The 21595-nt window shown below is 71.5% G+C and carries 19 protein-coding genes; 9 read left to right on the plus strand and 10 right to left on the minus strand.

Annotation, left to right across the window (positions count from 1 at the left end):
* Nucleotides 1–3: 3 nt before the first annotated feature.
* The gene (gene menC / locus BC793_RS31815) at nt 4–1095 is read left to right on the plus strand and encodes an o-succinylbenzoate synthase (protein ID WP_239170406.1); all 1092 of its coding nucleotides are present in this window, start codon (nt 4–6) and stop codon (nt 1093–1095) included.
* 24 nt (nt 1096–1119) lie between these two features.
* Here menC and BC793_RS31820 read toward each other — a convergent pair whose 3' ends face one another.
* Nucleotides 1120–1914 (minus strand): isocitrate lyase/PEP mutase family protein, encoded by a 795-nt coding sequence (locus BC793_RS31820; RefSeq protein WP_109599412.1) that lies wholly within the window; start codon nt 1912–1914, stop codon nt 1120–1122.
* Between the two features lie 161 nt (nt 1915–2075).
* Here BC793_RS31820 and BC793_RS31825 point away from each other — a divergent pair, with 161 nt between their 5' ends.
* Nucleotides 2076–2585, plus strand: coding sequence for an NUDIX hydrolase (locus tag BC793_RS31825; protein ID WP_109599268.1), 510 nt, complete (start codon nt 2076–2078; stop codon nt 2583–2585).
* Between the two features lie 15 nt (nt 2586–2600).
* Here BC793_RS31825 and BC793_RS31830 read toward each other — a convergent pair whose 3' ends face one another.
* Complete coding sequence (locus tag BC793_RS31830) at nt 2601–3254, minus strand: NAD(P)-dependent oxidoreductase (RefSeq protein WP_203896421.1); 654 nt, start codon at nt 3252–3254, stop codon at nt 2601–2603.
* 62 nt (nt 3255–3316) lie between these two features.
* Here BC793_RS31830 and BC793_RS31835 point away from each other — a divergent pair, with 62 nt between their 5' ends.
* Nucleotides 3317–3679 carry a winged helix-turn-helix transcriptional regulator gene (locus BC793_RS31835; protein ID WP_239170407.1) on the plus strand — a complete coding sequence of 121 codons (363 nt, stop codon included), beginning with the start codon at nt 3317–3319 and terminating at the stop codon, nt 3677–3679.
* A gap of 17 nt (nt 3680–3696) precedes the next feature.
* Here the strand turns inward: BC793_RS31835 and BC793_RS31840 are convergent, their stop codons facing one another.
* Both BC793_RS31840 and BC793_RS31845 read right to left on the minus strand, forming a co-directional pair.
* Nucleotides 3697–5040 carry a transaminase gene (locus tag BC793_RS31840; RefSeq protein ID WP_109599270.1) on the minus strand — a complete coding sequence of 448 codons (1344 nt, stop codon included), beginning with the start codon at nt 5038–5040 and terminating at the stop codon, nt 3697–3699.
* A 23-nt stretch (nt 5041–5063) separates the two neighbouring features.
* Nucleotides 5064–6173, minus strand: coding sequence for a YncE family protein (locus BC793_RS31845; RefSeq protein ID WP_109599272.1), 1110 nt, complete (start codon nt 6171–6173; stop codon nt 5064–5066).
* 2382 nt (nt 6174–8555) lie between these two features.
* Here BC793_RS31845 and BC793_RS52870 point away from each other — a divergent pair.
* Both BC793_RS52870 and BC793_RS31860 read left to right on the plus strand, forming a co-directional pair.
* Nucleotides 8556–9272 (plus strand): pentapeptide repeat-containing protein, encoded by a 717-nt coding sequence (locus BC793_RS52870; RefSeq protein WP_373871269.1) that lies wholly within the window; start codon nt 8556–8558, stop codon nt 9270–9272.
* Between the two features lie 564 nt (nt 9273–9836).
* A complete protein-coding gene (locus tag BC793_RS31860) occupies nt 9837–10898 on the plus strand; it encodes a hypothetical protein (RefSeq protein ID WP_109599276.1) in 1062 nt (353 codons plus the stop codon).
* A gap of 543 nt (nt 10899–11441) precedes the next feature.
* On the opposite strand, the gene BC793_RS31865 is transcribed toward BC793_RS31860, so the two are convergent.
* Together BC793_RS31865 and BC793_RS31870 are read right to left on the minus strand one after the other, a co-directional pair.
* Nucleotides 11442–11684 carry a hypothetical protein gene (locus BC793_RS31865; RefSeq protein ID WP_109599278.1) on the minus strand — a complete coding sequence of 81 codons (243 nt, stop codon included), beginning with the start codon at nt 11682–11684 and terminating at the stop codon, nt 11442–11444.
* Nucleotides 11685–13196: 1512 nt separating this feature from the next.
* Complete coding sequence (locus tag BC793_RS31870) at nt 13197–13895, minus strand: helix-hairpin-helix domain-containing protein (protein WP_146246516.1); 699 nt, start codon at nt 13893–13895, stop codon at nt 13197–13199.
* A 94-nt stretch (nt 13896–13989) separates the two neighbouring features.
* Between BC793_RS31870 and BC793_RS49820 the strand changes: the two genes are divergently transcribed.
* Nucleotides 13990–14559 carry a hypothetical protein gene (locus tag BC793_RS49820; RefSeq protein ID WP_158319420.1) on the plus strand — a complete coding sequence of 190 codons (570 nt, stop codon included), beginning with the start codon at nt 13990–13992 and terminating at the stop codon, nt 14557–14559.
* 185 nt (nt 14560–14744) lie between these two features.
* Here BC793_RS49820 and BC793_RS31880 read toward each other — a convergent pair whose 3' ends face one another.
* On the minus strand, nt 14745–16064 hold the full coding sequence (locus BC793_RS31880) for an APC family permease (RefSeq protein WP_249037398.1): 1320 nt from the start codon (nt 16062–16064) through the stop codon (nt 14745–14747).
* Between the two features lie 117 nt (nt 16065–16181).
* On the opposite strand from BC793_RS31880, the gene BC793_RS31885 reads away from it, so the two are divergent.
* Complete coding sequence (locus BC793_RS31885) at nt 16182–16598, plus strand: universal stress protein (RefSeq protein ID WP_109599284.1); 417 nt, start codon at nt 16182–16184, stop codon at nt 16596–16598.
* Nucleotides 16599–16611: 13 nt separating this feature from the next.
* On the opposite strand, the gene BC793_RS31890 is transcribed toward BC793_RS31885, so the two are convergent.
* The 3 genes from BC793_RS31890 to BC793_RS31900 all read right to left on the minus strand — a co-directional run bounded on the left by BC793_RS31890 (nt 16612) and on the right by BC793_RS31900 (nt 19827).
* Nucleotides 16612–18477, minus strand: coding sequence for a glycosyl hydrolase family 28-related protein (locus tag BC793_RS31890; protein ID WP_109599286.1), 1866 nt, complete (start codon nt 18475–18477; stop codon nt 16612–16614).
* A gap of 191 nt (nt 18478–18668) precedes the next feature.
* Nucleotides 18669–19325: a class F sortase gene (locus BC793_RS31895; protein WP_109599288.1), complete on the minus strand. Its 657-nt coding sequence runs from the start codon at nt 19323–19325 to the stop codon at nt 18669–18671.
* 7 nt (nt 19326–19332) lie between these two features.
* The gene (locus BC793_RS31900) at nt 19333–19827 is read right to left on the minus strand and encodes a RodZ family helix-turn-helix domain-containing protein (protein ID WP_109599290.1); all 495 of its coding nucleotides are present in this window, start codon (nt 19825–19827) and stop codon (nt 19333–19335) included.
* A 207-nt stretch (nt 19828–20034) separates the two neighbouring features.
* On the opposite strand from BC793_RS31900, the gene BC793_RS31905 reads away from it, so the two are divergent.
* Both BC793_RS31905 and BC793_RS31910 read left to right on the plus strand, forming a co-directional pair.
* The gene (locus BC793_RS31905; protein WP_109599292.1) at nt 20035–20907 is read left to right on the plus strand and encodes an ABC transporter ATP-binding protein; all 873 of its coding nucleotides are present in this window, start codon (nt 20035–20037) and stop codon (nt 20905–20907) included.
* Nucleotides 20904–21506 carry a hypothetical protein gene (locus tag BC793_RS31910; RefSeq protein ID WP_109599294.1) on the plus strand — a complete coding sequence of 201 codons (603 nt, stop codon included), beginning with the start codon at nt 20904–20906 and terminating at the stop codon, nt 21504–21506. The genes BC793_RS31905 and BC793_RS31910 overlap by 4 nt, the downstream gene beginning before the upstream one ends.
* Nucleotides 21507–21595: the final 89 nt, after the last annotated feature.

Consider the following 21595-nt stretch of genomic DNA (forward strand, 5'->3'; position numbering starts at 1 on the left):
CGGGTGGAGCTGCGCCGCGTCCGGCTCCCGCTCGTCCACCAGTTCCGGACCAGCTCGCACGCCAAACGCGAACTCGAACACATCATCGTCACCCTGACCAGCTCCGACGGGGCCGTCGGCTGGGGCGAGATCGCCTCACCCTCCGGCCCGTACTACTCGGCCGAGACCGTCGACAGCTGCTGGGCCGTCGCCCGCTCGTTCCTCGCGCCCCTCACCCTCGCCACCGGCTGGGAGCACCCGTCCGAACTCGCCGCCGCCATGGCCAGGGTCCGCGGCAACCACTTCGCCCGCGCCGGATTCGACATGGCCGCCTGGGCCCTCTGGTCCGAGGCCTCCGGCGTGCCGCTGGCCAAAGCCCTCGGCGGCGACCGGGCCCGCGTGCAGGCCGGTGTGTCCCTCGGCATCGAACCCACCGTCGACGACCTGCTCGAACAGGTCGCCCTCCGGGTCGGCGAAGGCTACCGGCGGGTCAAACTGAAGATCGCGCCGGGCTGGGACGTCACCCCCGTCCGGGCGGTCCGCACCGCCTTCCCCGACGTGCCGGTGCACGTCGACGCCAACGGCGCCTACCCGGTCGACGAGGTCGCCGTCTTCCGGCAACTCGACCATCTGGGCCTGTTGATGATCGAGCAGCCGTACGCGCCGCGCGCCCTCGTCGACCACGCCGCCCTGCAGGCCGCCCTCGCCACCCCGCTCTGCCTCGACGAATCAGTGGAGGAAGTGGACGACCTGGTCACCGCCCTGCGCCTGCGGGCCGGCCGGATCGTCAACATCAAGGTCTCCCGGATGGGCGGCCTCACCCCGGCGGTCCGCGCCCACGACCTGGCCCTGGCCCACGGCATCCCGGTGTGGTGCGGGGGCATGCACGAGTTCGGCATCGGCCGCGCCGCCAACGTGGCCCTCAGCGCCCTGCCCGGCTTCACGCTGCCGTCGGACGTGTCCGGCTCCGCCAAGTACTACGCCCGCGACATCACCACCGCACCCGTCGTCTGCACCGGCGGCTGGGTCGACGTCCCGTCCGGTCCCGGCCTCGGCTTCACCCCCGACGTCCCCTTCCTGACCGCCGGCACCGTCGCCTACCACCAGGCCCCCTGACCACCAGGCCCCCTGACTGCCGGGTCAGCTGCCGAAGGTGGCCTCCACCTCGGCGGAGGTCAGGCCCCGGGCACGGTAACCGGTGGTGCCCGACTCCAGGAGTTCACGGGCGGCGTCACGCAGCGCGCCGTAGGCCGCCCACGCCAGCGAGCCGCCGGTGGACACCCGGCGCACCCCCAGGGCGGCCAGGTCGGGGACGCTCGGGGTGCCGCCCAGAGCCAGGACGTTGACCGGGGCGCGCACCGCCGCGACCACCCGCGCGATGTCGTCCGAGCCGGTCAGGCCCGGCGCGAACAGCACGTCCGCGCCGGCGTCGCGGTAGGCGATCAGGCGGGCGATCGTGTCGTCGAGGTCGGTGTGCCCGTACAGCAGATTCTCGGCCCTCGCGGTCAGCACCAGATCGTGCCGCCGCGCCGCCTCGGCCGCCGCACCCACCCGTTCGGCGCTGACGGCCAGGGGCTGCACGCACCCGGTGACCGGGTGGTAGTCCTCGATGGACAGGCCCGCCGCGCCCGCCGCCGCCAGCAGATCGACGGTCTCGGCGATGCCGTCGGCGGTGTCGGCGAACAGCCACTCCGAGTCGACGCTGACCGGCACGTCGATCGCCGCGGCGACCGCGGTCACGTGCGCGACCAACTCGTCGCGGGTCACCTGCTGATCCAGCTTGCCGAGACCGGCCGCGAGACCGGACGACGTGGTGGCCACCGCCGGGAAACCGGCCTGCCGCAGGACCCGCGCCGAGCCGACGTCCCACGCGTTCGGCATCACGAACGTCCCCGCGGCGTGCAACTCCCGAAAGCGTTTCCGAACCGAATCCATGCCCTCACCCTGCCACACCACCCACGCCGATCCGTCCCGCCCGGCACCGGCGACCAGCCCGGGACGGCATCATGGACCGATGCGTGATCCGTGGGGTGACTCGAGGCCGTGGTATCCGGACGTCCTCGCGGCGCTGGACCACGGTCTCTAGGGTTTCGGGCGTGGCTGTCTCTGAATACATCAAGCGCCTGCGCGCCTCGATCGGGCACGACCTGCTGATGCTGCCCGGCGCCAGTGCCGTGGTCGTCGACGACGAAGGGCGGTTGCTGCTGGCCCGGCGTTCCGACAACGGGCGCTGGTCGGTGCCGGCCGGGGTGGTGGACCCCGGCGAGCAGCCCGCGGACGCCGCCGTGCGGGAGGTCTTCGAGGAGACCGGGGTGCGTGCGGAGATCGTGCGGCTCGCCGGGGTGGCGTCGCATCCGGTCGTCTATCCGAACGGGGACCGGTGCGAATACCTGAACGTGTGGTTCCGGTGCCGGGCCGTCGGCGGCGAGGCCGGGGCCACCGACGACGAGTCCCTGGAGGTGGCCTGGTTCGCCGCGGACGCCCTGCCGGAGCTGGACGAGTGGTCGCGGCTGCGGATCGGGACGGCACTCGAACCGGACGGCCCGGCCTGGTTCGCGACGGCGGACGAGAAGCATCCGGCCCTGAACCGGCCGGACGCCCTCTGAGCGGTCCGGGCCGGTCTAATCGAAGACCGAGATCCGGGTGCGGTGGTGGGCCGGGGTCTCGATCTCGTCGACGACCGCGACCGCCAGGTCGGCGTAGGACAGGGTGACGCCGCCGCCGGTCTCGCCGCCGGTGCGGTAGGTGCCACGGCGCGGAGCCTCCGCGACGAGCTGCGCCGGCGGTGTCAGGACCAGCCAGTCGACCGGGGTGTCGGCGGCACGCAGGCGGTCCAGGCCGGCGGTGTGGGCCACCGCGAAGTGCCGGAACTCGGCCGGCAGCACCGCCGGATCGTCGTAGAGGGGATCACCGTCGGCGTCGACCAGGTTGGCGAACAGTCCGATCACGATCAGGCGCGGCACCCCGGACGCGGAGAGGCCGTCGAGGAGGTTGTCGGTGGCGGTGACGTAGACCTTACCGTCCAGGGTGCCGAGTCTCTCGAGGGATTCCGGGTCGGAGGCGGGGGACACCGCGTTCACCGCGGCGTCGTGGCCGGCGACGAGAGCGGCCACCGATGCGGCGTCGAGGACGTCACCCCGCACGACCCGTCCGGGCAGCCGGTGCCGGGCCGGGTCACGGACGACGGAGGTCACCTGGATGCCGCGGCGGCCGGCCTCGGCGGACACGGCCCGCCCGGCCCGGCCACCGGCTCCGAAGATCACGATGCTGGTCATGCGGCGGACGCTAATCGACGGGGGTCTGGTTACCGCAACGGTACCGGCGCTACCGTGGGCGGGTGGAGACCCTGGACCCGGAGATGTTCGCGCCGGAGTGCCCGTCGCGGCTCATCCCGATGCAGGTCGGTGACAAGTGGACCGCGATGGTGGTGATCTGCCTGGAGGCGGGGCCGCGCCGGTTCGGGGAACTGCTCGTCCCGTTGCGGTCGGTCACGAAGAAGGTGCTGGCCGAGACACTGCGCGCGATGGAACGTGACGGCATGGTCGTCCGGACGGAGTTCCCGGCGAACCCGCCCCATGTGGAGTATGAGCTGACCCCGCTCGGCCGGAGCCTGCTCACCCTGATCGCCGCCGGCCGCGACTGGTGCCACGAGCACCTGCCCGACCTGATCGAAGCCCGCCGGGCCCATTCCGGCGGATAGGTCTCACGCACCGGCGATCAGGTCAACTCCTTCAGCGCGGCGTCGAAGATCTCGTGGTGCCGGGCCACGTCGGCGAGTGACGTCTCCGGGCACATCAGCGCCATGTTGTGGAACGGGGTCAGCAGCACACCGCGGTTCGCCAGGTACAGGTGCAGGAAGTCCTCCAGCTCGGCGTTCGCGGTCGCGGCCGACTCGGTGCCGTTACGCGGGGCGGGGCTGGCGAACCGGTACTCGACGCGGGCGCCGAGGCGGGAGACGGACCACGGTAGGCCGTACCCCTCGATGATTCTGATCAGTCCGTCGGCGAACGCCGACGCCGTCTCGATCATCGTGGCGAACGCGGCGTCGGTGAGGACCTCCTGGAGGGTGGCGCGGGTCGCGGCCATCGACACCGGATTTCCGGCGAGCGTCCCGCCGACGCCGCCCATGTCGACCAGGTCCAGGTCGCCGCGGCCGCTCAGCGCGTCGGCGAGTTCGGCACTGAGGCCGTACGCCCCGACCGGCACCCCGCCGCCGATGGCCTTCCCGATCGTCAGCACGTCCGGTTCCAGCCCCCAGAACGCGGTCGCCCCGCCCGGCCCCGCCGAGAACGTGTGCGTCTCATCGTTGATCAGGTATGTCCCGTGGCGCCGGGTCAGCTCCCGCACCCCGGCCAGGTAGCCGTCGTCGGGCAGCACGATCCCGATGTTCGTCAGCGCCGGCTCCATCAGCACCGCCGCCACGTCGCCGTGCGCCAGCTCCCGCTCCAGGCCCTCCAGATCGTTGAACTCGGCGACCCGGCTGGTCAGCGTGACGTCCACCGGCGCGCCGACGTTGCCCTCCCGGCTCGCGCCCCGCCCGTCCGGGCCGACCACGATCAGCGACTCGTCGACCGAACCGTGGTAGCAGTAACTGTTCACCAGGATCTTCGGGCGGCCGGTGACCGCGCGCAGCAGGCGGATCGCCCAGCGGTTCGCGTCCGTGGCGGTCAACGCGAAACTCCACGCCGGCAGACCGAACCGGCGGGCCAGCTCGGCGCCGGCGACCGCCGCGTCCTCGGTCGGCATCATCGTGGCGAGGCCACGCTGCACACGTTCGGTGACCGCGGCGACGACCGGGGCGGGGGAGTGGCCGGCCATCGCACCGGTGTCCCCCAGGGCGAAGTCGACGAACTCGTTCCCGTCCACGTCGACGATCCGGTTACCCCGGGCCGTGGCCAGGTAGACCGGGAAATCCCCGGCGGTCTTGTTCATCCACGTCATCGGGACACGACCGAAGAGATGGTCAGACCTCTGGTACGCGGCCCGCGAACCCGGATGACGGTCGGCGAAGGTGGCGCGCTCCCGCGCCATGAGCGACTCTAAACGTGAATCCGTCGACATGGCGCGACGCTACCAGGGAATCATCACTCCTCAGTCGTTCTCAGTACGGTAACCGTCTTACCGCGGCCGTCCGTCACATACAGCCGCCGGCCGTCGGGGGAGATCGCGTTCACCCGTGGGCTGTCCCCGACCGCCACCGTCGACACCACCTTGCCGTCACCCAGCGCGATGACCGACAGGTTGTCCGAGCCCTCGTTCACGACGTACGCGTGCCTGCCGTCCGCGGAGATCATCACCGCCTGCGGCTCCTTACCCACGTTGATCTTGTGGATGAGCCGCTGGTCGCCGGTGTCGTACACCTCCACCGTGTCCAGGTCGTAGTTCGTCGCCACCAGCCGCGTCCCGTCCGGGGTGACCGCCAGCGCATGCGGCGACCGGCCGACCTTGAAGTTCTTCCGCACCAGCCCGTCCGCCACGTTCACCACCGAGATCTGACTCGACTCGTGGTTCGCCGTGAACGCGGTCCGCCCGTCCGGGGTGAACACGATCCAGTGCGGATTCGGCGGCACCGAGATCCGCGCCGCCTCCGTCAGCGACTGCGGATCGTAGATCTCCACCCGCGCCCCGTTGTGAATCGGCACCCACACCCGCCCGTCCGGCGCCACCGCCGGCTCGAACGGCCGCGGCCCCGTCCGGATCGTCTTCACCAGCGACCGCTTCGCCGTGTCGATCACCGCCAGCCCGTTGCCGGTGAAGTTGTTCTCGAACAACGTCACGTACAACCGCGAGCCGTCCGCCGACAGCGCCAGGAACCGCGGCGTGTTAGGCACCTTCACCACACTGACCTGCTTCGACGCCACATCGACGACGTGCACGTCCTTCGAGTTCTGGTCCGCCACGTAGATCGTCCTGTTGTCCGGCGAGACCGTCACACCCTCCGGCTCCTGGCCCAGACCGATCCGGTCCACCACCACCGGCTTCGCCAGACTCGGCGGCGCCGCCACCTCGGTCCCCGCCGGATCCGTCGCCGGCACACTCGCCTCACCGCCCGGCTGCGCCTCCGTCTGCCCCGGCGCCACCGTCCGCTGCGGCGCCGCCTCCGGCTCATTCCCGGCCATCGCGAACCGCACCCCCGCATACGTCCCACCACCGAGCAGCGCGAGCACCACGACACCGGCGACGATCAGCGCCACCTTGCGGCGCGGTTTCTTCTCCTCCGGGTACGGGGGACCGCCCGCCCCCGGCGGATATCCCGTCCCGCCCGCGCCGGAGTCGAAGCCGCCCCCGGCGGGAGCGCCCGGCCCGCCCGGATACCCACCCTGGTAGCCCGCGGGATACCCGGCCCTCGGTGACTGCCCGCCCGCGGAATACCCGGCCGCACCCGTCGTCGGCCGACCGCCTCCGGCCCGTGCCTGGCCGCCGCCGGGGTATGCCGTTCCCGCCTCTCCGGCGGGGTAGCCCGCTCCGGGTTGTCCGGCGGGATGGCCCGTTCCAGGTTGTCCTGCGGGGTAGGCCGTTCCAGGTTGTCCTGCGGGGTAGGCCGTTCCGGGCTGTCCTGCGGTGTAACCGGCGCTGGGCTGGCCGCTCACCGGCTGCCCCGGCTGTGTCGTGTCCGCACCGAAGGCGGCTGCCGCCGGAGATGCCGCCGTCCACGCGTCCGTCCCGGGCCACGGCGACGCCGGAGACGTCGGCCAGCCGTTGCCGGGCGAGGTACCGCCGGTTGCGGGCGTTGCCGGTCCGCTCGTGCCCGGTCCCTGCTGAGTGGGTCCTTGAGCAACGGTCGCATCCGCGTCATGGCCGCCGGGCGCGCCCTGCCCCGGCCAGTGCGACTCCGGACCGCTGGATCTGGTTTCGGCGGTTCCGGGAGTGCGCGGCCACGGCACGTTCTGAGTCGGTGCGGTGGCGGCCGGCGGCGTCACCGGCCACGGCACACCCGAGATCGGGGCCGCTTCCTGCCCACCCGGCCAGGCTCCAGTGGGCACATCCGGCCCGGACTGCCCGCCGCTTGGGTCCTCCACACTCGCCGGTGAGGTCTCCCAAGGACTCGCCGAGGCGCCCGGCTGCTGTCCGGCCCCCGACCATCCCCGGCCCGCCGCCTGCCCGGCACCCGCCTCCGCGACTCCCGGTGGCCCGGCCTGGGCTGGTCCGGCCTGTGTCGGTCCAGTCTGTGCAGGTCCGGCCTGTGTCGACCGGGCTTGTGTCGGTCCGGGCTGTGCCGACCCGGCCTGTGCCGACCCGGAATGCGGGGATTCCGCCTGCCCCGATGCTGTGTGTGCCGACTCCTTCAGCCATGGCGCGGTCTCGTCGGCGGGCTGCCGTGGTGCTGGAACAGCGATGCCGTTTCCCGGTCCCGGTGCCGGTGCCGGGTTCGTGGTTCCGGGCGGCGACTGACCGGACGGCCCACTCCCGAACCCGGCCCGCGCTCCACTGCTCGTCGCCGCGTGGCCACCTTCGTCGGCCGTCCCAGGAACGGCCCCCGCACCATCGGACGCGCCGGCAGCCGCGGATGCCGGCTTCTCGGAACCAGCCCCGCCCACACCTCCGGGACGATTCCCGGTCGCGGCATCCGCCTGATCTTCGGGTGCCGGCGAAGACGCGGGCTCCTTGTCGTGTTCGTCGGCGGCGGAAGACTGTCCGGGCTTCCGCCCGGCTGCCGGCCAGACCCCATCCGGATCGGAACGCCCCCACATGCCGGAGTTCCCGCCAGGCCACGCCATCGCCCCGGTAGCCGGACCTGCTGCGGCGCCCCATCCACCGGAGGCCGTTGCCGGCTCACTCGGCGCTTCCCCCACCGGGCTCGCCGGCTCATCGGCTGCCCGCTCCGAACCGGCCCTCACGCCCGCCGCACCACCGACCGGACCATCGGACCCGCTGGCGGCTTCCGTCGCATGACGGTCCGACGCCACCGGTCCGACGCCCGCGCTCCCGACGGAGTCCACTCGGCCACCGTCCGTGGCGTCCGCGATGCCGGCCGGCACAGCCGAGCCACCATCGACGACGTCCGTGTCGGCGTGCCGGTTCACCGGTTCGCCGGTTGCGGTGATGTCCGGGTTCGGCGGTTCGTCAGCTGTTGCCCTGTCCCGGTCCGCCGATTCGTCGGTGGTGTCGCGCTCAGCCGGACCGTCGACGGCAGCGGTGTCCTGGCCCGCCACGTCATGAGTCGAGGCGCTGTCCCGGTCCCTCGAGCCGCTGCCCGTATGCCCGTCCTCTTCGGCGTGGGAAGGCAGGCCCGAGGCTCGCGCGGTGCTCACGCCCGCGCCGAAGTCGGTATCCGCGGTGCTGAAGTCATTCGGCGCGGCGTCCGGCGAGGGCGGTGCCACGTCGGCAGAGGCCGGCGGCACGACGGCACGGTCCGGCGAACCTGTGCCGACATCCGAAGCAAGGGAGGCGCCCGCACGGCTTGAGCTTGAATCGGACGACGGTTCCGGCCACCCGGTGGTGGGCTTGGACGCCTCCGGCCGAATGATCGGCGATTCCCGGTCGGCCTCAGAGGCGGCGGAGAGTGCGGATTCGAGCGATCCGGTCCGAGACTCCGCGGCGTCGACGGCTTCCGAACCTCGCGGCGCGGGTTCCGCCTGCGCCGAACCGAACTGCGCGGAACCGACCCGCGCCGAGCTGATCTGCGCCGAGCTGATCTGCGCCGAACCGATCTGCGCGGAACCCGCCTCCGCGGCACTCACCGGATGCTGTTCCCGCGGCACGGTGGGAACCTCCGGGGACACGGCAGGGAAAGAACCACGAACCGTTGCCTTCGGCGCTACGAGCAGCGCATCCGCGGCAGCGGACTCCGGGCCACCGACAGGGTCACCGGCCCCGGCGAACGCGGCGGAACCAGCATCGTCCGGGGACCCGCCCCGTCCCGCGGCCGGATCCGAAGCGGAATCGTCGCCGAAGGCCTTCGCCGACTCCGGGGCGGACCCGGGTGTGAGCCCTCCAGAACGAGCAGCCGCCGTGCCTCCGCTCGACCCGAGCGCCTCATCCACCGGAGAGCCGCCCGACCGTTCCGGATCCGACGGCGCCCCGGTCCCCGTATCGCGCGGTGCCTCGTTCCCCGGGAGACGGGGTGTTGCGGTCTGCGGGTGGCCGGATGTTCCGGTTTCCGGGTGACCACTCGCCGACCGCTGCACCCAGCTTCCCGACGCGGGTGGTCCGCTGATGGGAGCCCACGGCGACACACCCCGGCCGGTGCCCGGCGAAGGCGGCCCACTCACCGGACCGCGCCGGGGAGCCCCGGACGACGGCGTGACCCCTTCCGCCGAACCGTAGGAGGGGACCCCTCCGGGCGTGCCTGATGTGGGCGGTGCTCCGGGCGTACCGGATGAGGGGTTTGAAGGCGCAGCGGACTCGCCTGCCGGGACCGGCGAAGTCGAGGAGGACTGCCGTGAGGCGTCCTGCCATCCGCTGCCGGCCGTCTCTCCCGGCCATGGCGCTGCCGCCGCGCCGCCCGCCTCTCCGGGCCACGCCGACGTCTCGCCGGGCCAGGCGCCGTCCGGATTCTCGCCGGACCAACCCGATTCGCCGGGCCAGGCCACGTCCGCCCCGGGTACCACCCAGTTCGCGCCCCACCCGACGGTCCCACCGGCCGGTGGCCCGGACACCACACCCCCGGGCGGCAGGGCAGCCGCGGGCGACCCGGGCGGCAGGGCGCCAGCGGGGGAGCCGGGAGGCGGCCCACCGGCGGCGCCGTTTCCGCCGGCCGGCACCCATCCGCCGGTGGCGACGTCGAAGTCCTCGGTGACCTCGCCGGTGACCGTGAGCCGGGCCGCGCCCGCCGGGCCGTCCAGGGTGACCGCACCGTCGAGGCGTCCCACCGTCGGGAACCAGGCCACCCGCAGCACGTTGCCCTCGAGGCGGGCGTGGAGGCCTTCGGCGGTGCTCGACACGACGGACGCGGCGGCCAGCGGTGGTCCCTGGACGGCGATCTCGGCGGTGAGCTGGCGGGTTCCGGGGGCGACGCGGCCGAAGTCGAGGGACGGTTCGGCGATGCGGACGGAGGTGCGGCGCAGCGCGGCGGTCGCGGCGGCGGCGACCCGGCCCTCACCGGTGGCGAGGCGGCGCAGGGCTTCGCGGGCTTCGACGGCGCGGGACAGGTCGTCGCCGCCCGCCGCGACGGCGAGTTGCGCGATCTGGGCCATCTGGTCGCTACCGGGACGGCGGACCCGGGCCAGCCAGGGTTGCCGCCCGGACCCGAACACCCACTGCCGCACGCTCGGATCGCGTTCGCGCAGGTGGTCGTAGAGTTCGCTGACGCCGATCCAGCCGTCGCGGTCGCGGTCGGCGGCTCCGCTGGTGACACCTTCGGCGATGAGGCTGGCGAAGGTCGGCGGTTCGGGGCGGGGGGTGGCGGCGACGACGACGCGGCTCTGCCATTCGGCGGAGCGGGCGGCCCGGAAGTGGTGGCCGGCGTCGACGGGCCCACCGGTGCGCCCGTCGAGCAGCACCACGGCCTGCCCGGCCCGGCTGCGCTGCATCAGTGCGGCGATCTGCGCCACGTCGACGGCGGTGTCCGCGGGCCGGCCCATCACGGTGTCGGCGGCGGCCAGATACAGCCCTCCGCCGGGCCCGGTCAACATCACGCCCCGGAAGTAGATGAGGACACAGTCCTCCTGATCACGCCCCTCGAACAGGGACTTGACCCGCCCGTAGGCCTCGCCCGCCCCGGGATCCCGCAGATGCGCCGCCTCGAACCCGCCGAGCGCCGGATCGCCGAGCACCTCCGCGAACGCCGGCACATCGGCCGACGGCACCGAGAATCGGCGCAACACCGGATCGTCGTGCTGTTCGACGCTGATGACTACCGCAAGCCGTCGCCCGTTCATCGATTGCATCACCCGTCATCCATGGTGCGATGCCGAGGCCGGACACGAAACCCCGAGAAGATTACGAACTGCGCTCTCTCCGCCGCGCAGCGTTTTTGATCTCGCTTTTCAGTGCCCCTTTCATGATCGTTGAATAACGTGTTCAGGTGTCGATCCACCTGCGGTGATGTTGCTCGTACCAGGCCGGGAACAGGCTCTGTTTTCATGGTTCTCCAGGCCCGCCCCGGAGTCACGAAAATTTTCCGGAATTCACCGGATCCGGTGCCCTGACGTGGGTGGACGTCAATGTGACGGATGTGCGTCACCGGAAAACCTTGCGTCACTTCAGGTCGGCTTTTCTGACCGACTCAGATCAAACCCGTGCGATGGTACGGTCCACGCCCATCCACCACCGCAATCATCGCGCCCCGAACTACCCCGCAAGCCAGGCCGGTCGTCGCGACCGAAGCGCGACCGCCGGGCGGAAGCGGTCCCGCACCGCCCGCACCGCCCCACTGACCGCATCAGATCACCGGGTCGGTGCAGTCCCGTGGAGGACGAGCCGCCATGTCGTTCGTGCTGCCCGAACCCTGGCTGTCCCGGCTGCACCCGCGCCGGGGCCGTGGTGATCTTCGTGCGCCGGCGGGGCGCAGTGTCGCGTGCTCAGGCGAAGACGTCCAGGAAGCGGCCACTGCGCTGGAAGTTGGCCGCCTCCGCCGCGCGGGCCGCCTCGATCCGGGCCACCTCGGCCTCCGCATTGACGATCGCGGCCCGGTCAGCCGTGATCACGGCCGACGTCGCGGCACACGGCATCTGGTCCGTGGCCAGCTTGGTGCGGGCAACCTGCAACCGTCCGTAGGCGGCCGAACTGTCATAGCTGAAAGGCGTAACAGCGCTGACCTTCATCGTGGCTCCTTCGTTGCTCCCCGGTTGCGATCTCTCGCGGGCAGCCGGATACATCGTCCAGCCCGCTCCCGGCCTGCAACTTTTCCCAGTGACCTGAGCAACAACCCCGCTGCAACCCCTCAGCCGCAGCCCCAGCCCTCCGACGCTCGGCCGGCCACTCACGGTGACGCCCCGCGGGCCTGCTCGCCGTCCTGTCGCAGCACGCCGACCCGCCGTCCTGTCGGAGTGTGCCGACCTGCCGGGCTGTCGGAGTGTGCCGACCTGCCGTGCTGTCGGAGCGCGCCGGGGAGAAGGCGCCGACCCGGTCTCTCAGCTCGTGCTCAACGCTGTCTCAAGAGACCTTTCGGCGTCGGGATCTGTGCCACTCAGCCAGCGGATCCCGCACCGAAACCACGCTGAGGTCGCGGCGCGAGTGGCGGCGATTTGGGCGGTATCGTCCGCTTGAAGGGCCCGGCCCGGACTCCGGTATCGGCTGCACCGGTCGGGACTAGAGCCGCCGAGCGCCGACTGTCGGCTGCATCGCCCAGGGCCAGTCTTCTGCAAGCGACGACGAGAGCACACATAACGTCTGTGTGTACTGCTGCCATCGCCATGACCCGGTTGGGCGCACACGATCCGACGATTGTGTGCGCCGATCCGTGCCAGGACGTATCGGGAGCCCACGTTGAGCGATCGTGTGCGCCGACCAACGTTGCTGGCGCTGCCGTCGGCGACCGGCAGCGCATCGATCACCGGGGCCGGGCGAGGCGGGCCGACGAAACAGGGGGAGCGGCGGGAACAACGGTCGCGGGGCGCGTTGGTCGCGGGGCGCGCGTGTTGCGGCGCGTTGGTCGCGGCGCGAGGGTTGCGGGGCGCGGGTGTTGCGGGGCGCGGGTGTTGCGGGGCGCGTTGGTCGCGGGGCGCGGGTGTTGCGGCGCTTGGTCGCGGCGCGGGGGTTGCGGGGCGGTTGCGGAGCACGTCGGTCGCGGGGTGCGGCAGTTGCGGAGCGCGTTGGTCGCTGGGCGCGGTGGGAACGGTGGTCGTTGGGGGAACGGTGGTCGCGGAGTCGTGGAAAACGGCGGTCGTGGCGCGAACGGTGGTCGCGGTGGTGCGGCGGCAACGGTGGTCGCGGGTGTGGTGGCCGCGGGGGCACGGCGGGTGTGGCGGTCGTGGGGTGGAGTGGTCGCGGTGGTGCGGCGGCAACGGTGGTCACGGGTGTGGCGGTCGCGGGGTGTGGCGGCAACGGTGGTCGCGGGTCTGGTGGTCGCGGGGCGCGGCGGGCGCGGCGGATGTGGTGGTCGCGAGGCGCGGCGGGAACGGCGGGCCGCCAGACATCGGCTACAGAGGATGCTCGAGGGTGACGGCTGTGGATTGCGGCGCGTGGTGGGTTCGTCGGCTGGTGGCCGGGTGGGTCCTGGGCTGTCGAGGGGTTGGCGGTCGTGTGGTGATACGACGAAGGGCGTGCCCCGGTGCCTCTCGGTGCACCGGGCCACGCCCTGTCCGTGCGTGGGCGCTTGATGGGCGCCCCCGGGTTCAGCTACTCGCGCCGACCATTTGGCGGGCACGCTCCGGCCAGGTGGCGAGGCTCGCGGAACCGCGCATACCGGCCGCGTTGATCGCCTGCTTGAGGCTGGTCACGTCGGAATCGGCGAGCTTCGCGTAGGTGGTGATACCGGCTGCGGCCAGTGCCATCGCCACCTTCGGCCCGATGCCGGGGATCTTCGTGAGGTCGTCGGGCTGGGCCACCGGGGCGGGGGTGCCCACGAGGTCCGGCTCGGCGGTGATGATCGCCTGCGCCGGGATGACGGGCTCAGGGGCAGCAACCGGCTCAGCGGCGGCGACCGGCTCGGGCGCAGCAACCGGCTCAGGTGCGGCGACCGGCTCGGGTGCGGCGACCGGCTCGGGTGCGGCGACCGGCTCGGGTGCGGCGACCGGCTCGGGCGCGGCAACCGGCTCCGGAGCGGTAACGGGCTTGGCAGCGACGGGCGTGTGCGCGGCGGTAACCGGCTCGGCGGCGGCGACGGGCTCGGTGACCGGCTCGCCGGCCGGCGCGGGCTCATCAACCGCAACGGTCTTCGGCGCCGCGAGGGGCTCGGCGACAGGGCCAGCGACCGGGTCAGCGTGCGCGGCGGGCTCGGAAGTGCCGGCCGCAGCGAGCTTGTCGACCGGAGCGGACCCGTTCTGAGCGGCCTTCCCGTTTGAGAGCTTCACCGTCGGCTCGTCGGCGTCCACAGAGCTCTCGTCGATCGGCTCCGCGATCGGCTCCGCGATCGGCTCGGCAGCGGCGGAGTCGGCGGCGGAGTCGGCGGCGGGCTCGCTGGCAGCCTTGACCGCCGGCGATTCGGCGACGGGCTCGGCGAGGACGAGGGTCTCGGGCTCCGCGCTCTCGGCCTTCTCCGCGGAGTCCTCCGAAGCCGACTTCTCCACCGCGACGATCGACTCCGTGGCGGTCGAGCGCGCACCGGTCGACTCGTCCGACGAAGAGGACGGCGACGACAGCACAGAGGCCGACGAAGAGGAAGAAGACGGCGACGACAGCAGCGAAGAGGTCGACGAGGAAGACGACGACAGCGGAGAGTCCGACGAAGAAGACGACGACGGCGAAGAGTCCGACGAAGAGGACGACGACGGCGAAGAGTCCGACGAGGAGGCCGGGGACGACGTGGTGGGCGTGGAGACCGAGGGCGCCGGGGACAGCGAGTCCGACGCAGACGGCGAGGGTGAGGAGCTGGTGGAGGCCGCCGCGGCGTCGTTGTCGTCGGCGGTGAAGGTGGGGCTCTCGGCGACGGCCGCCGTGGCAGCCGGGGCGGGCGAGGTGGTCGCGGTGGCGCCGGTGCGGCGTCCCCAGACCAGCCAGCCACCTATCGCGCCGATCACGAGCCCGGCAACAAAGTAGAGGAATGATGCCATATCGGGCCTCCGGACAGGAGAGGAGGGTGCTTGTGGTAGCGGGCAGCTTTGCACATCCCGCCGAGCTGTCATGACGTGGGTGTCGACCAACGTCGAACAGCTACCACCTGCGACGTCCGGGGGTTTTACACCAAAGGCGTGGGACAACCCGTCAAACGACCGGTCACCCGATCAGGTACGGGAGATCGCGCCCGGAATGAACCGGTTGGACAGATAGGTGAGCGCCCACAGCACCACCCCGATGACCAGCAGTACCCCGGCCACCCGGTAGTCGGCCGTGGCCCGCCCGGACAGCGGGCTGGCCAGGAAGGCGCAGGCGACCGCTCCGATGACCGGGATGACGGTGGGTGCCCGGAAGTGCTTGTGCGACACCGGGTCCCGGCGCAGCACGAGGACGGCCACGTTGACCACGGTGAAGACGCAGAGCAGCAGTAGTGCTGTGGTCCCGCCGAGCGCGGTCAGGTCGGCGAACCAGATCAGCCCGAACGCGACGACGGTGGTGAAGAGGATGCCCACCCACGGGGTGCGGCGGGTGCGGTGGACCTTGCCGAGGACGGTGGGGAGGACCCGTTCGTTGGCCATCCCGTAGAGGAGGCGGCTCGCCATCATCATGTTGATCAGCGCCGAGTTGGCGACCGCGAACATCGTGATGAACGCGAAGACCGCCAGCGGGAACCCGGGTGCCCCGGCCGAGACGACCTTGAGCAGCGGGGTGTCGCCGGATCCGAGGTCGGTGGGCGAGACGAGCGCGACCGCGGAGACGGCCACGAGTACGTAGATCACGCCGGTGGCGCAGAGCCCGATCAGCATCACCTTGGGGAAGATCCGGACCGGGTCGCGGGTCTCCTCGGCCATGTTGACCGAGTCCTCGAAGCCGACCATGGCGAAGAAGGCGAGCGCCGTTCCCGCGGTGACCGACAGCAGGACACTCTCGCCGGGTGGGGTGTTGAACTCGGTGAGCCGGGACAGGTCGCCGTTTCCGCCGCCGAGCGCCCACGCCCCGATGCCGATCACGATCAGCAGGCCGGTCAGCTCGACGCAGGTGAGCACCACGTTGGCCTTGACGCTCTCGCCGACACCGCGGAAGTTGATCAACGCGACGAGGGTGATGAAGCCGAGGGCCACGGCGGTGAGCGCGATGCCGTCCCCCAGAGTCAGGTCGAAGGTCTCGGCGAAGTTGCCGGCGAACGCCTTGGACGCGCTGGACGCCGAGGTGAGCCCGGAGCACATCACCGCGAACGTCACCATGAACGTGAGGAAGTGCACCCCGAACGCCTTGTGCGTGTAGAGCGCCGCCCCGGCCGCCCGCGGGTATTTGGTGACCAGTTCCAGATAGCTGAACGCGGTGAGCATCGCGACCACGAACGCCAGCAGGAACGGCAGCCACACGGCCCCGCCGACCTCGTTGGCCACCTTGCCGGTCAGTGCGTACACGCCGGTGCCGAGAATGTCGCCGATCACGAAGAGCAGCAAAAGACCCGGCCCGATCACTCGATTGAGTGTTGGCTGGTCAGGCTGCGTCTCCGGCTGGGGCGCGGTCACGTCCGCCATGAGTCCCCCTCGAAAGGTCCACTGCGGATCTGTGACGTTACGCCTACCTTGGGTGGCATGCATATCGTGCTTGCCGCAAACCCTGAGACGGAGCAGCCGTGGGTGACCGATGCGGTCGCCGATCTCGTCCGGCAGACCGGCGCGTCGGTGGCGGTGGTCGCGGTGGACGAGCTGGAGGTCGAGCATCTGGCGCCGATGCCCCGCAGTGTCTACACCGAGCGGGCGGAGCGGTCCGTCGCGGCCGCCACGGCGCGGCTGGCGGCGGCGGGCATCGAGGCGACGCGCACGGTCCTGCCGGGCCGCCCCGCCGAGCAGATCATCCGGTTCGCGGGGGAGCAGAGTGCCGACCTCATCGTGGTCGGTTCGAGCGTACGCCCGGTGATAACGCAGCGGCTGCTGGGAAGTGTGCCGTTGACCCTGATCGAGAAGGCCGGCCGGCCGGTGCTGGTGGTCACCCGCCCCGTGTCCGGGTGACCACCAGCCCGGATCACGGAACCGCGGGGTAATCGACCACGAAGACCGGCTGGCCGACCTTCGTCATGTCCGCCGCCTCACCGACGCCGTTGACCACGTGGTCGACGACACCGGCGGAGAGGTTGACGGTCATGATGTGGTGCAGCTTCACACCGGGCGTCTGCGGCACCTCGAACCCGTTGGTCGTACGGATCGACGGGTTGTTCTGGTTGAAGACGTAGACGCCACCGCCGTACAGCTGGTGCTTCTTCACCTTGTTGCCGACCTTGTAACCGGCGTAGCCCTGGACCTTGCCGTTCATCCAGTCGGCCTGCGTCGGCGGGTCGTACGGCAGCTCGTTCTGGTAGAGCACGGTGGTGCCGCGCTCGCCGTTCCAGACGGTGTTGTACTTCTGGAAGTGCTCGACGAACAGGCCGGTCGCGGTGACGTCGTCGCCGTTGATGACCGCGCCGTAGCGACCCGTGTTGGTGCGCCAGCGGTCGGTGTCGCCGTTCACGCCGTTGGTGAAGCCCTCGACACCGTGGTCGCCGCGCCACACCCAGGTGTGGTCGATCAGCACGTCGTCGCTGTTCACCTCGAGCGCGATGTTCGTCTTGCCGATGTGCGGGCCGCCGACGCGGAAGTACACGTCGTTCAGCGTGGTCGGGTTGCTCGCCGAGCTGTAGCCGAAGCCGTGCTGACGGCCGACGCGCAGCAGGACGGGCGACTCCTTGGTGCCGGCGTCGATGGTGACGCCGGCGACGATCACGCCGGGGACGTCGGCGACGTCCAGCGGGATCGAGCCGTTGACCGCGGTGAGCGTGGCGTGGCCGAGGCCGAGCACCACGGTGTTCGGGCGGAACACGCGGATGCTCTGGGCGATGTCGTAGACGCCCGGGGTGAGCAGCAGGTGCCTGCCGAGGGCCAGCTGCAGGTTGATCTTCGCGACCGAGTCGCCGGGCTTGGCGACGTAGAAGTCGGAGAGCGGCAGGGTGCGGCCGGACGTGTCGTCCCACGAGGAGCCGGTGCTGTTGCGCTTGGCCGCGGGCACCCGGACCTGGTACTTGCCCTTGGCGTCGACGAACAGGAACGGCTTCTCCCGGCTGACCGGGGTGGTCGCGAGGGTGGTGTACGGCGGGTCCGGGAACGCCGCGTCGTCGGGCGCTCCGGTCACGCCGGCGAAGACCTGGTTCCACACGGCGTTGGACCAGCTCTGCACCTCGCTGTTGCGGGTGAGCCACTGCTGCTGCGAGCCGTTGGTGGTGGCCGGCAGCTTGGAGTCGGCGATGAAGCCGCCGGAGGCGTACTGCGGGCCGGCGGTGCAGTAGTCCATCAGCGACAGGGTGCCGCCGTTGAACTGGGTGCGGCGCAGCGAGACGGCCTGCGACACGGCCCAGAAGTTGGCCGTCTGGCGGCAGCCGTCCTGGCCGGCGCCGTTGATGTTGACGGTCAAGTTGGACAGGGTGCGCCAGAAGTTGACCAGCGCGATGCAGTTCGGGTTGGCCGGGTCGGATCCGAGGCAGCGGTTGTACGCCTCCACCTTGCCGTTGATCACCACGTCGCCGGGGTTCGCCCCGAGGCCGCTGATCTCCGTGTAGTAGCCGACCTTGATCTGGAGCGGCTGCTCGGCGGTGCCGTAGGTGCCCGGCTTGAACAGGTACGCGTACCGTGCCGTACCCATCTCGTTGTCGACCTGCTTCGCGTAGGTCGCGTCCAGGGTGGCCTGGATCTGGCTGACCGGCGTGCTCGGGTCGAAGACCGTGACGTTGGGGCCGAGGCTCTGGGCGCCCGCGGTCCAGCCGGTGTGCGCGGACGCCGGCAGCGTCGGCGCGATGGAGAGGGCGAGCCCGAGGGTCAGCGCCACCGTGGCGGCGCGGCGGATCGGGCGGGGTCTCGTCATGCGGAGGGATTCCTTCCGAAACAAGATCGCAATGATGCCCGTCACAGAATCAATCGCTGAAGCTTCATGTCAAGCAGGCTGATCGGGCATACCGCGAAGATCGGTATGAACCTGGCGGGTTCCGGAACCCGACTGACCGAAAAGAGGGGTGGAACCGGTCCCGGGAGCGGTTTCGGAGCCGTGCGGAGCCCTCATCGGGAGCCGTCGGCGAACACCACCACATTGCTCCGATAGCTGCCCTCGCTCCGGTCGAAAGCGCCCCCGCAAGTGATCAGCCGGAGCCCCGGACGGTCGATCGGCGCGTACACCTCGGCGGTCGGAAAGTCCCGTTTGGAGTAGAGCGCGACCCGGGACACCCGGAACACCGCCACGGAGCCGTCGTCACGCCGTACCGCGATCGGGTCCCCGGCCTTGAGCTCCCGCAACCGGAAGAAGACCGCCGGGCCGTCCCGCGCCGTGTCCACATGCCCCGCCAGCACCGACGCGCCGGTCTCGCCCGGCGACGGTGAGTGGCGATACCAGCCGGCCGGCGCGTCGCCGCGCAGTGGCGGCACCTCCAGCGACCCGTCCCGTTGCAGGCCCAGCTCCATGATCGAGGTGTCCACGCCGATCGCCGGAATCCGCAACCGCACCGGGATCGCCGGCTTCAGGGCCCCGGCCGGCGTCGGGGGAACGGTGGGTGGACGCGCCGGCGGCGGCGCCGGCGCTGCCGAGAGCGGCGGCAGGGGATCCGCCGCCGGCAGCGGCAGGGCGTCCTCGGTGCGCAGACCGAGAGTGACGGTCAGGGTGCCCAGCAGGGCAAGGACGACGGCGTACGCCGCGGCCCGGCGATCACGGACGCGAGGCATGTCGCGGTCAGTGGTGGTGCAGGGGGCGACGGAGGGCGTACGCTCCCGCGGCACCCGCCGCGACCAGCAGGAATCCACCCGTCACCAGCAGTGCGAGCCGCCGGCCGGAGACGAGGCTGCCACCACCGGCGTCCACGCCACCCTCCGGTGTCGACGTCTGTTCCGGATCGTCGCCGGGATTCTCGGTGGCGACGTCGTCGGTGGCGGTGGGACCGGCTCCCGGGTCGGCGCTCTCCGATGCTCCGTCGCCGGGCGGCACGACCGGGACCGTCGTGCTGGGTGCCGGTGCCGCCTCGCCCCCGTTCGGTGCGCCCGGCGACCCCGTGGCCGACGGGCCCACACTGCCGGCCGGTCCGGCGGCCGGCTCGTCCGGGTTCGTGCAGAAGGCCAGCAGCGAGAAGAGCAGGATCAGCGCCAGCAGGAGTCCGGCGCCGACCGCGATCAGCCGGTTGCGCTGCGCCGATCCCCCGGCGCGGTGCGCGGGGGAGCCGTTTCCGGACATGTGGTCCTTCCGCCGAAGGGCTGGGACTGACCGAACCGCGTTGGTGGGCCACGCTAGCCGTCTGGTACCCCGGGCGCACCTGTCTATCCGTGATCGGTCACTTCGGACCGCCGGCCATCCCTCGATGGGTGTCCACACCGGAAGCCGGCGACAGTGATCGAACAGTTACCGTCCGGGGGCTTGACAGCCACCGGGAGAATTCCCCGCATGATCGAGATCCGGGAGCTGACGAAGACCTACGGGAAGGTGGACGCGGTCCGTGACGTGACGTTCACCGCCGAGCCCGGGCGGGTCACCGGCCTGCTCGGGCTCAACGGCTCCGGCAAGAGCACCACGTTGCGGATCCTGCTCGGACTGACCCGGCCGACGAAGGGCACGGCACTCATCAACGGCAGCCGCTACCGCGACCTGGACCATCCGGTGCGGCACGTCGGCTCCGTCATCGAGCAGGGCCTGAGCCATCCGGGCCAGTCCGGGTACGCGCACCTGGTCACCCAGGCGATGCTCGGCGGTTTCCCGCGCGACCGGGTCGGCCGGCTACTGGAGTACGTGGGCCTGGAGGACGCGGCGACGAAACGGACCGGCGACTACTCGCTCGGCATGCGCCAGCGGCTGGCCGTGGCGACGGCGCTGCTCGGCGAACCGTCGGTGCTGGTGCTCGACGAACCGGCGAACGGCCTGGACCCGCCCGGCATGGCCTGGCTGCGGGAGTTGCTGCTCGCGCACACGGCCGGCGGGGGCACGGTGCTGATCTCCAGTCATCTGCTCGCCGAACTGGAACACTTCGTCGACGACGTGGTGATCATCGGCGAGGGCCGGATCCTGGCGTCGGGAACGCCGGCCGAACTGGCCGGAACGGCGCGGCTGCGGGTGCGCGGCGGCGATCCGGTACGCCTGGCGGAGGCCTTCGAACAGCACGGCGCGACGGTCGTGCCGGACGGGCCGGTGCTGTTCGTGTCCGGGCTGAGCCCCGAGCAGACCGGCGACATCGCGCTCGCCGCCCACGTCCCGGTCTACGAACTGGTGGCCGAGTCCCGGCACCTGGAGGACATCTTCATGAGCGTGGCGGAGGCCCGATGATCGCCGTGGTTCGCAGCGAGCTGTACCGCAGCGTGAGTATCCGGTCGTCGTGGCTGTCGCTGGTCGGGTTCGCCTTCATGGCCGCCCTGTTCGGCTGGTTCAGCAAGGAACTCTGGTCGCTGTTCGCCGGACTCGGCGCCTTCGGCATCGCGGTGACCGTGACAGCGCAGCACTACCAGCACCGCACCGGCGTCCTGGTGTTCCTCAACCACCCGCACCGCTGGCGCGTCCTGATCGCCCAGTGCCTGTCGGCGGCGGTGCTCGGGACGATGGTGGCCGCGGTCAGCGGAGTCGCGGTACTACTCGACGAAAGCGCCGCCCACTACCGCTCGACGGTGCTGGTGGCGCCGGTGATGGCGGTGTTCGGCACGCTGTGCACGATCGTGGTCCCGCACCCGATGTGGCTGCTGGGAGGCGTCTTCGCCTGGCTGCTGTTCGCCGAGGTGCTGATCAACCGGATGGCGAACGGACTGCCCTTCGCCGCGTTCTCACTCGCCTCCGGCGGCAACGTCAAGGCACTGCTGGTGCTGCTGGCCTGGACGACCGCGGCGATCCCGATAGCGGTATGGGCCATCCACCGCGACCTGTCCGGCGACTGACGGCCCGCCGCCACCGCCGCCGTCTCAGCACCGGCTGCCTGCCGCCTCAGCGCCGCTGGGTCGGCGGTGAGGGGCGCGTTCGGTCAAGA

Source organism: Actinoplanes xinjiangensis (genome assembly GCF_003148685.1).
Taxonomy (GTDB): Bacteria; Actinomycetota; Actinomycetes; order Mycobacteriales; family Micromonosporaceae; genus Actinoplanes; species Actinoplanes xinjiangensis.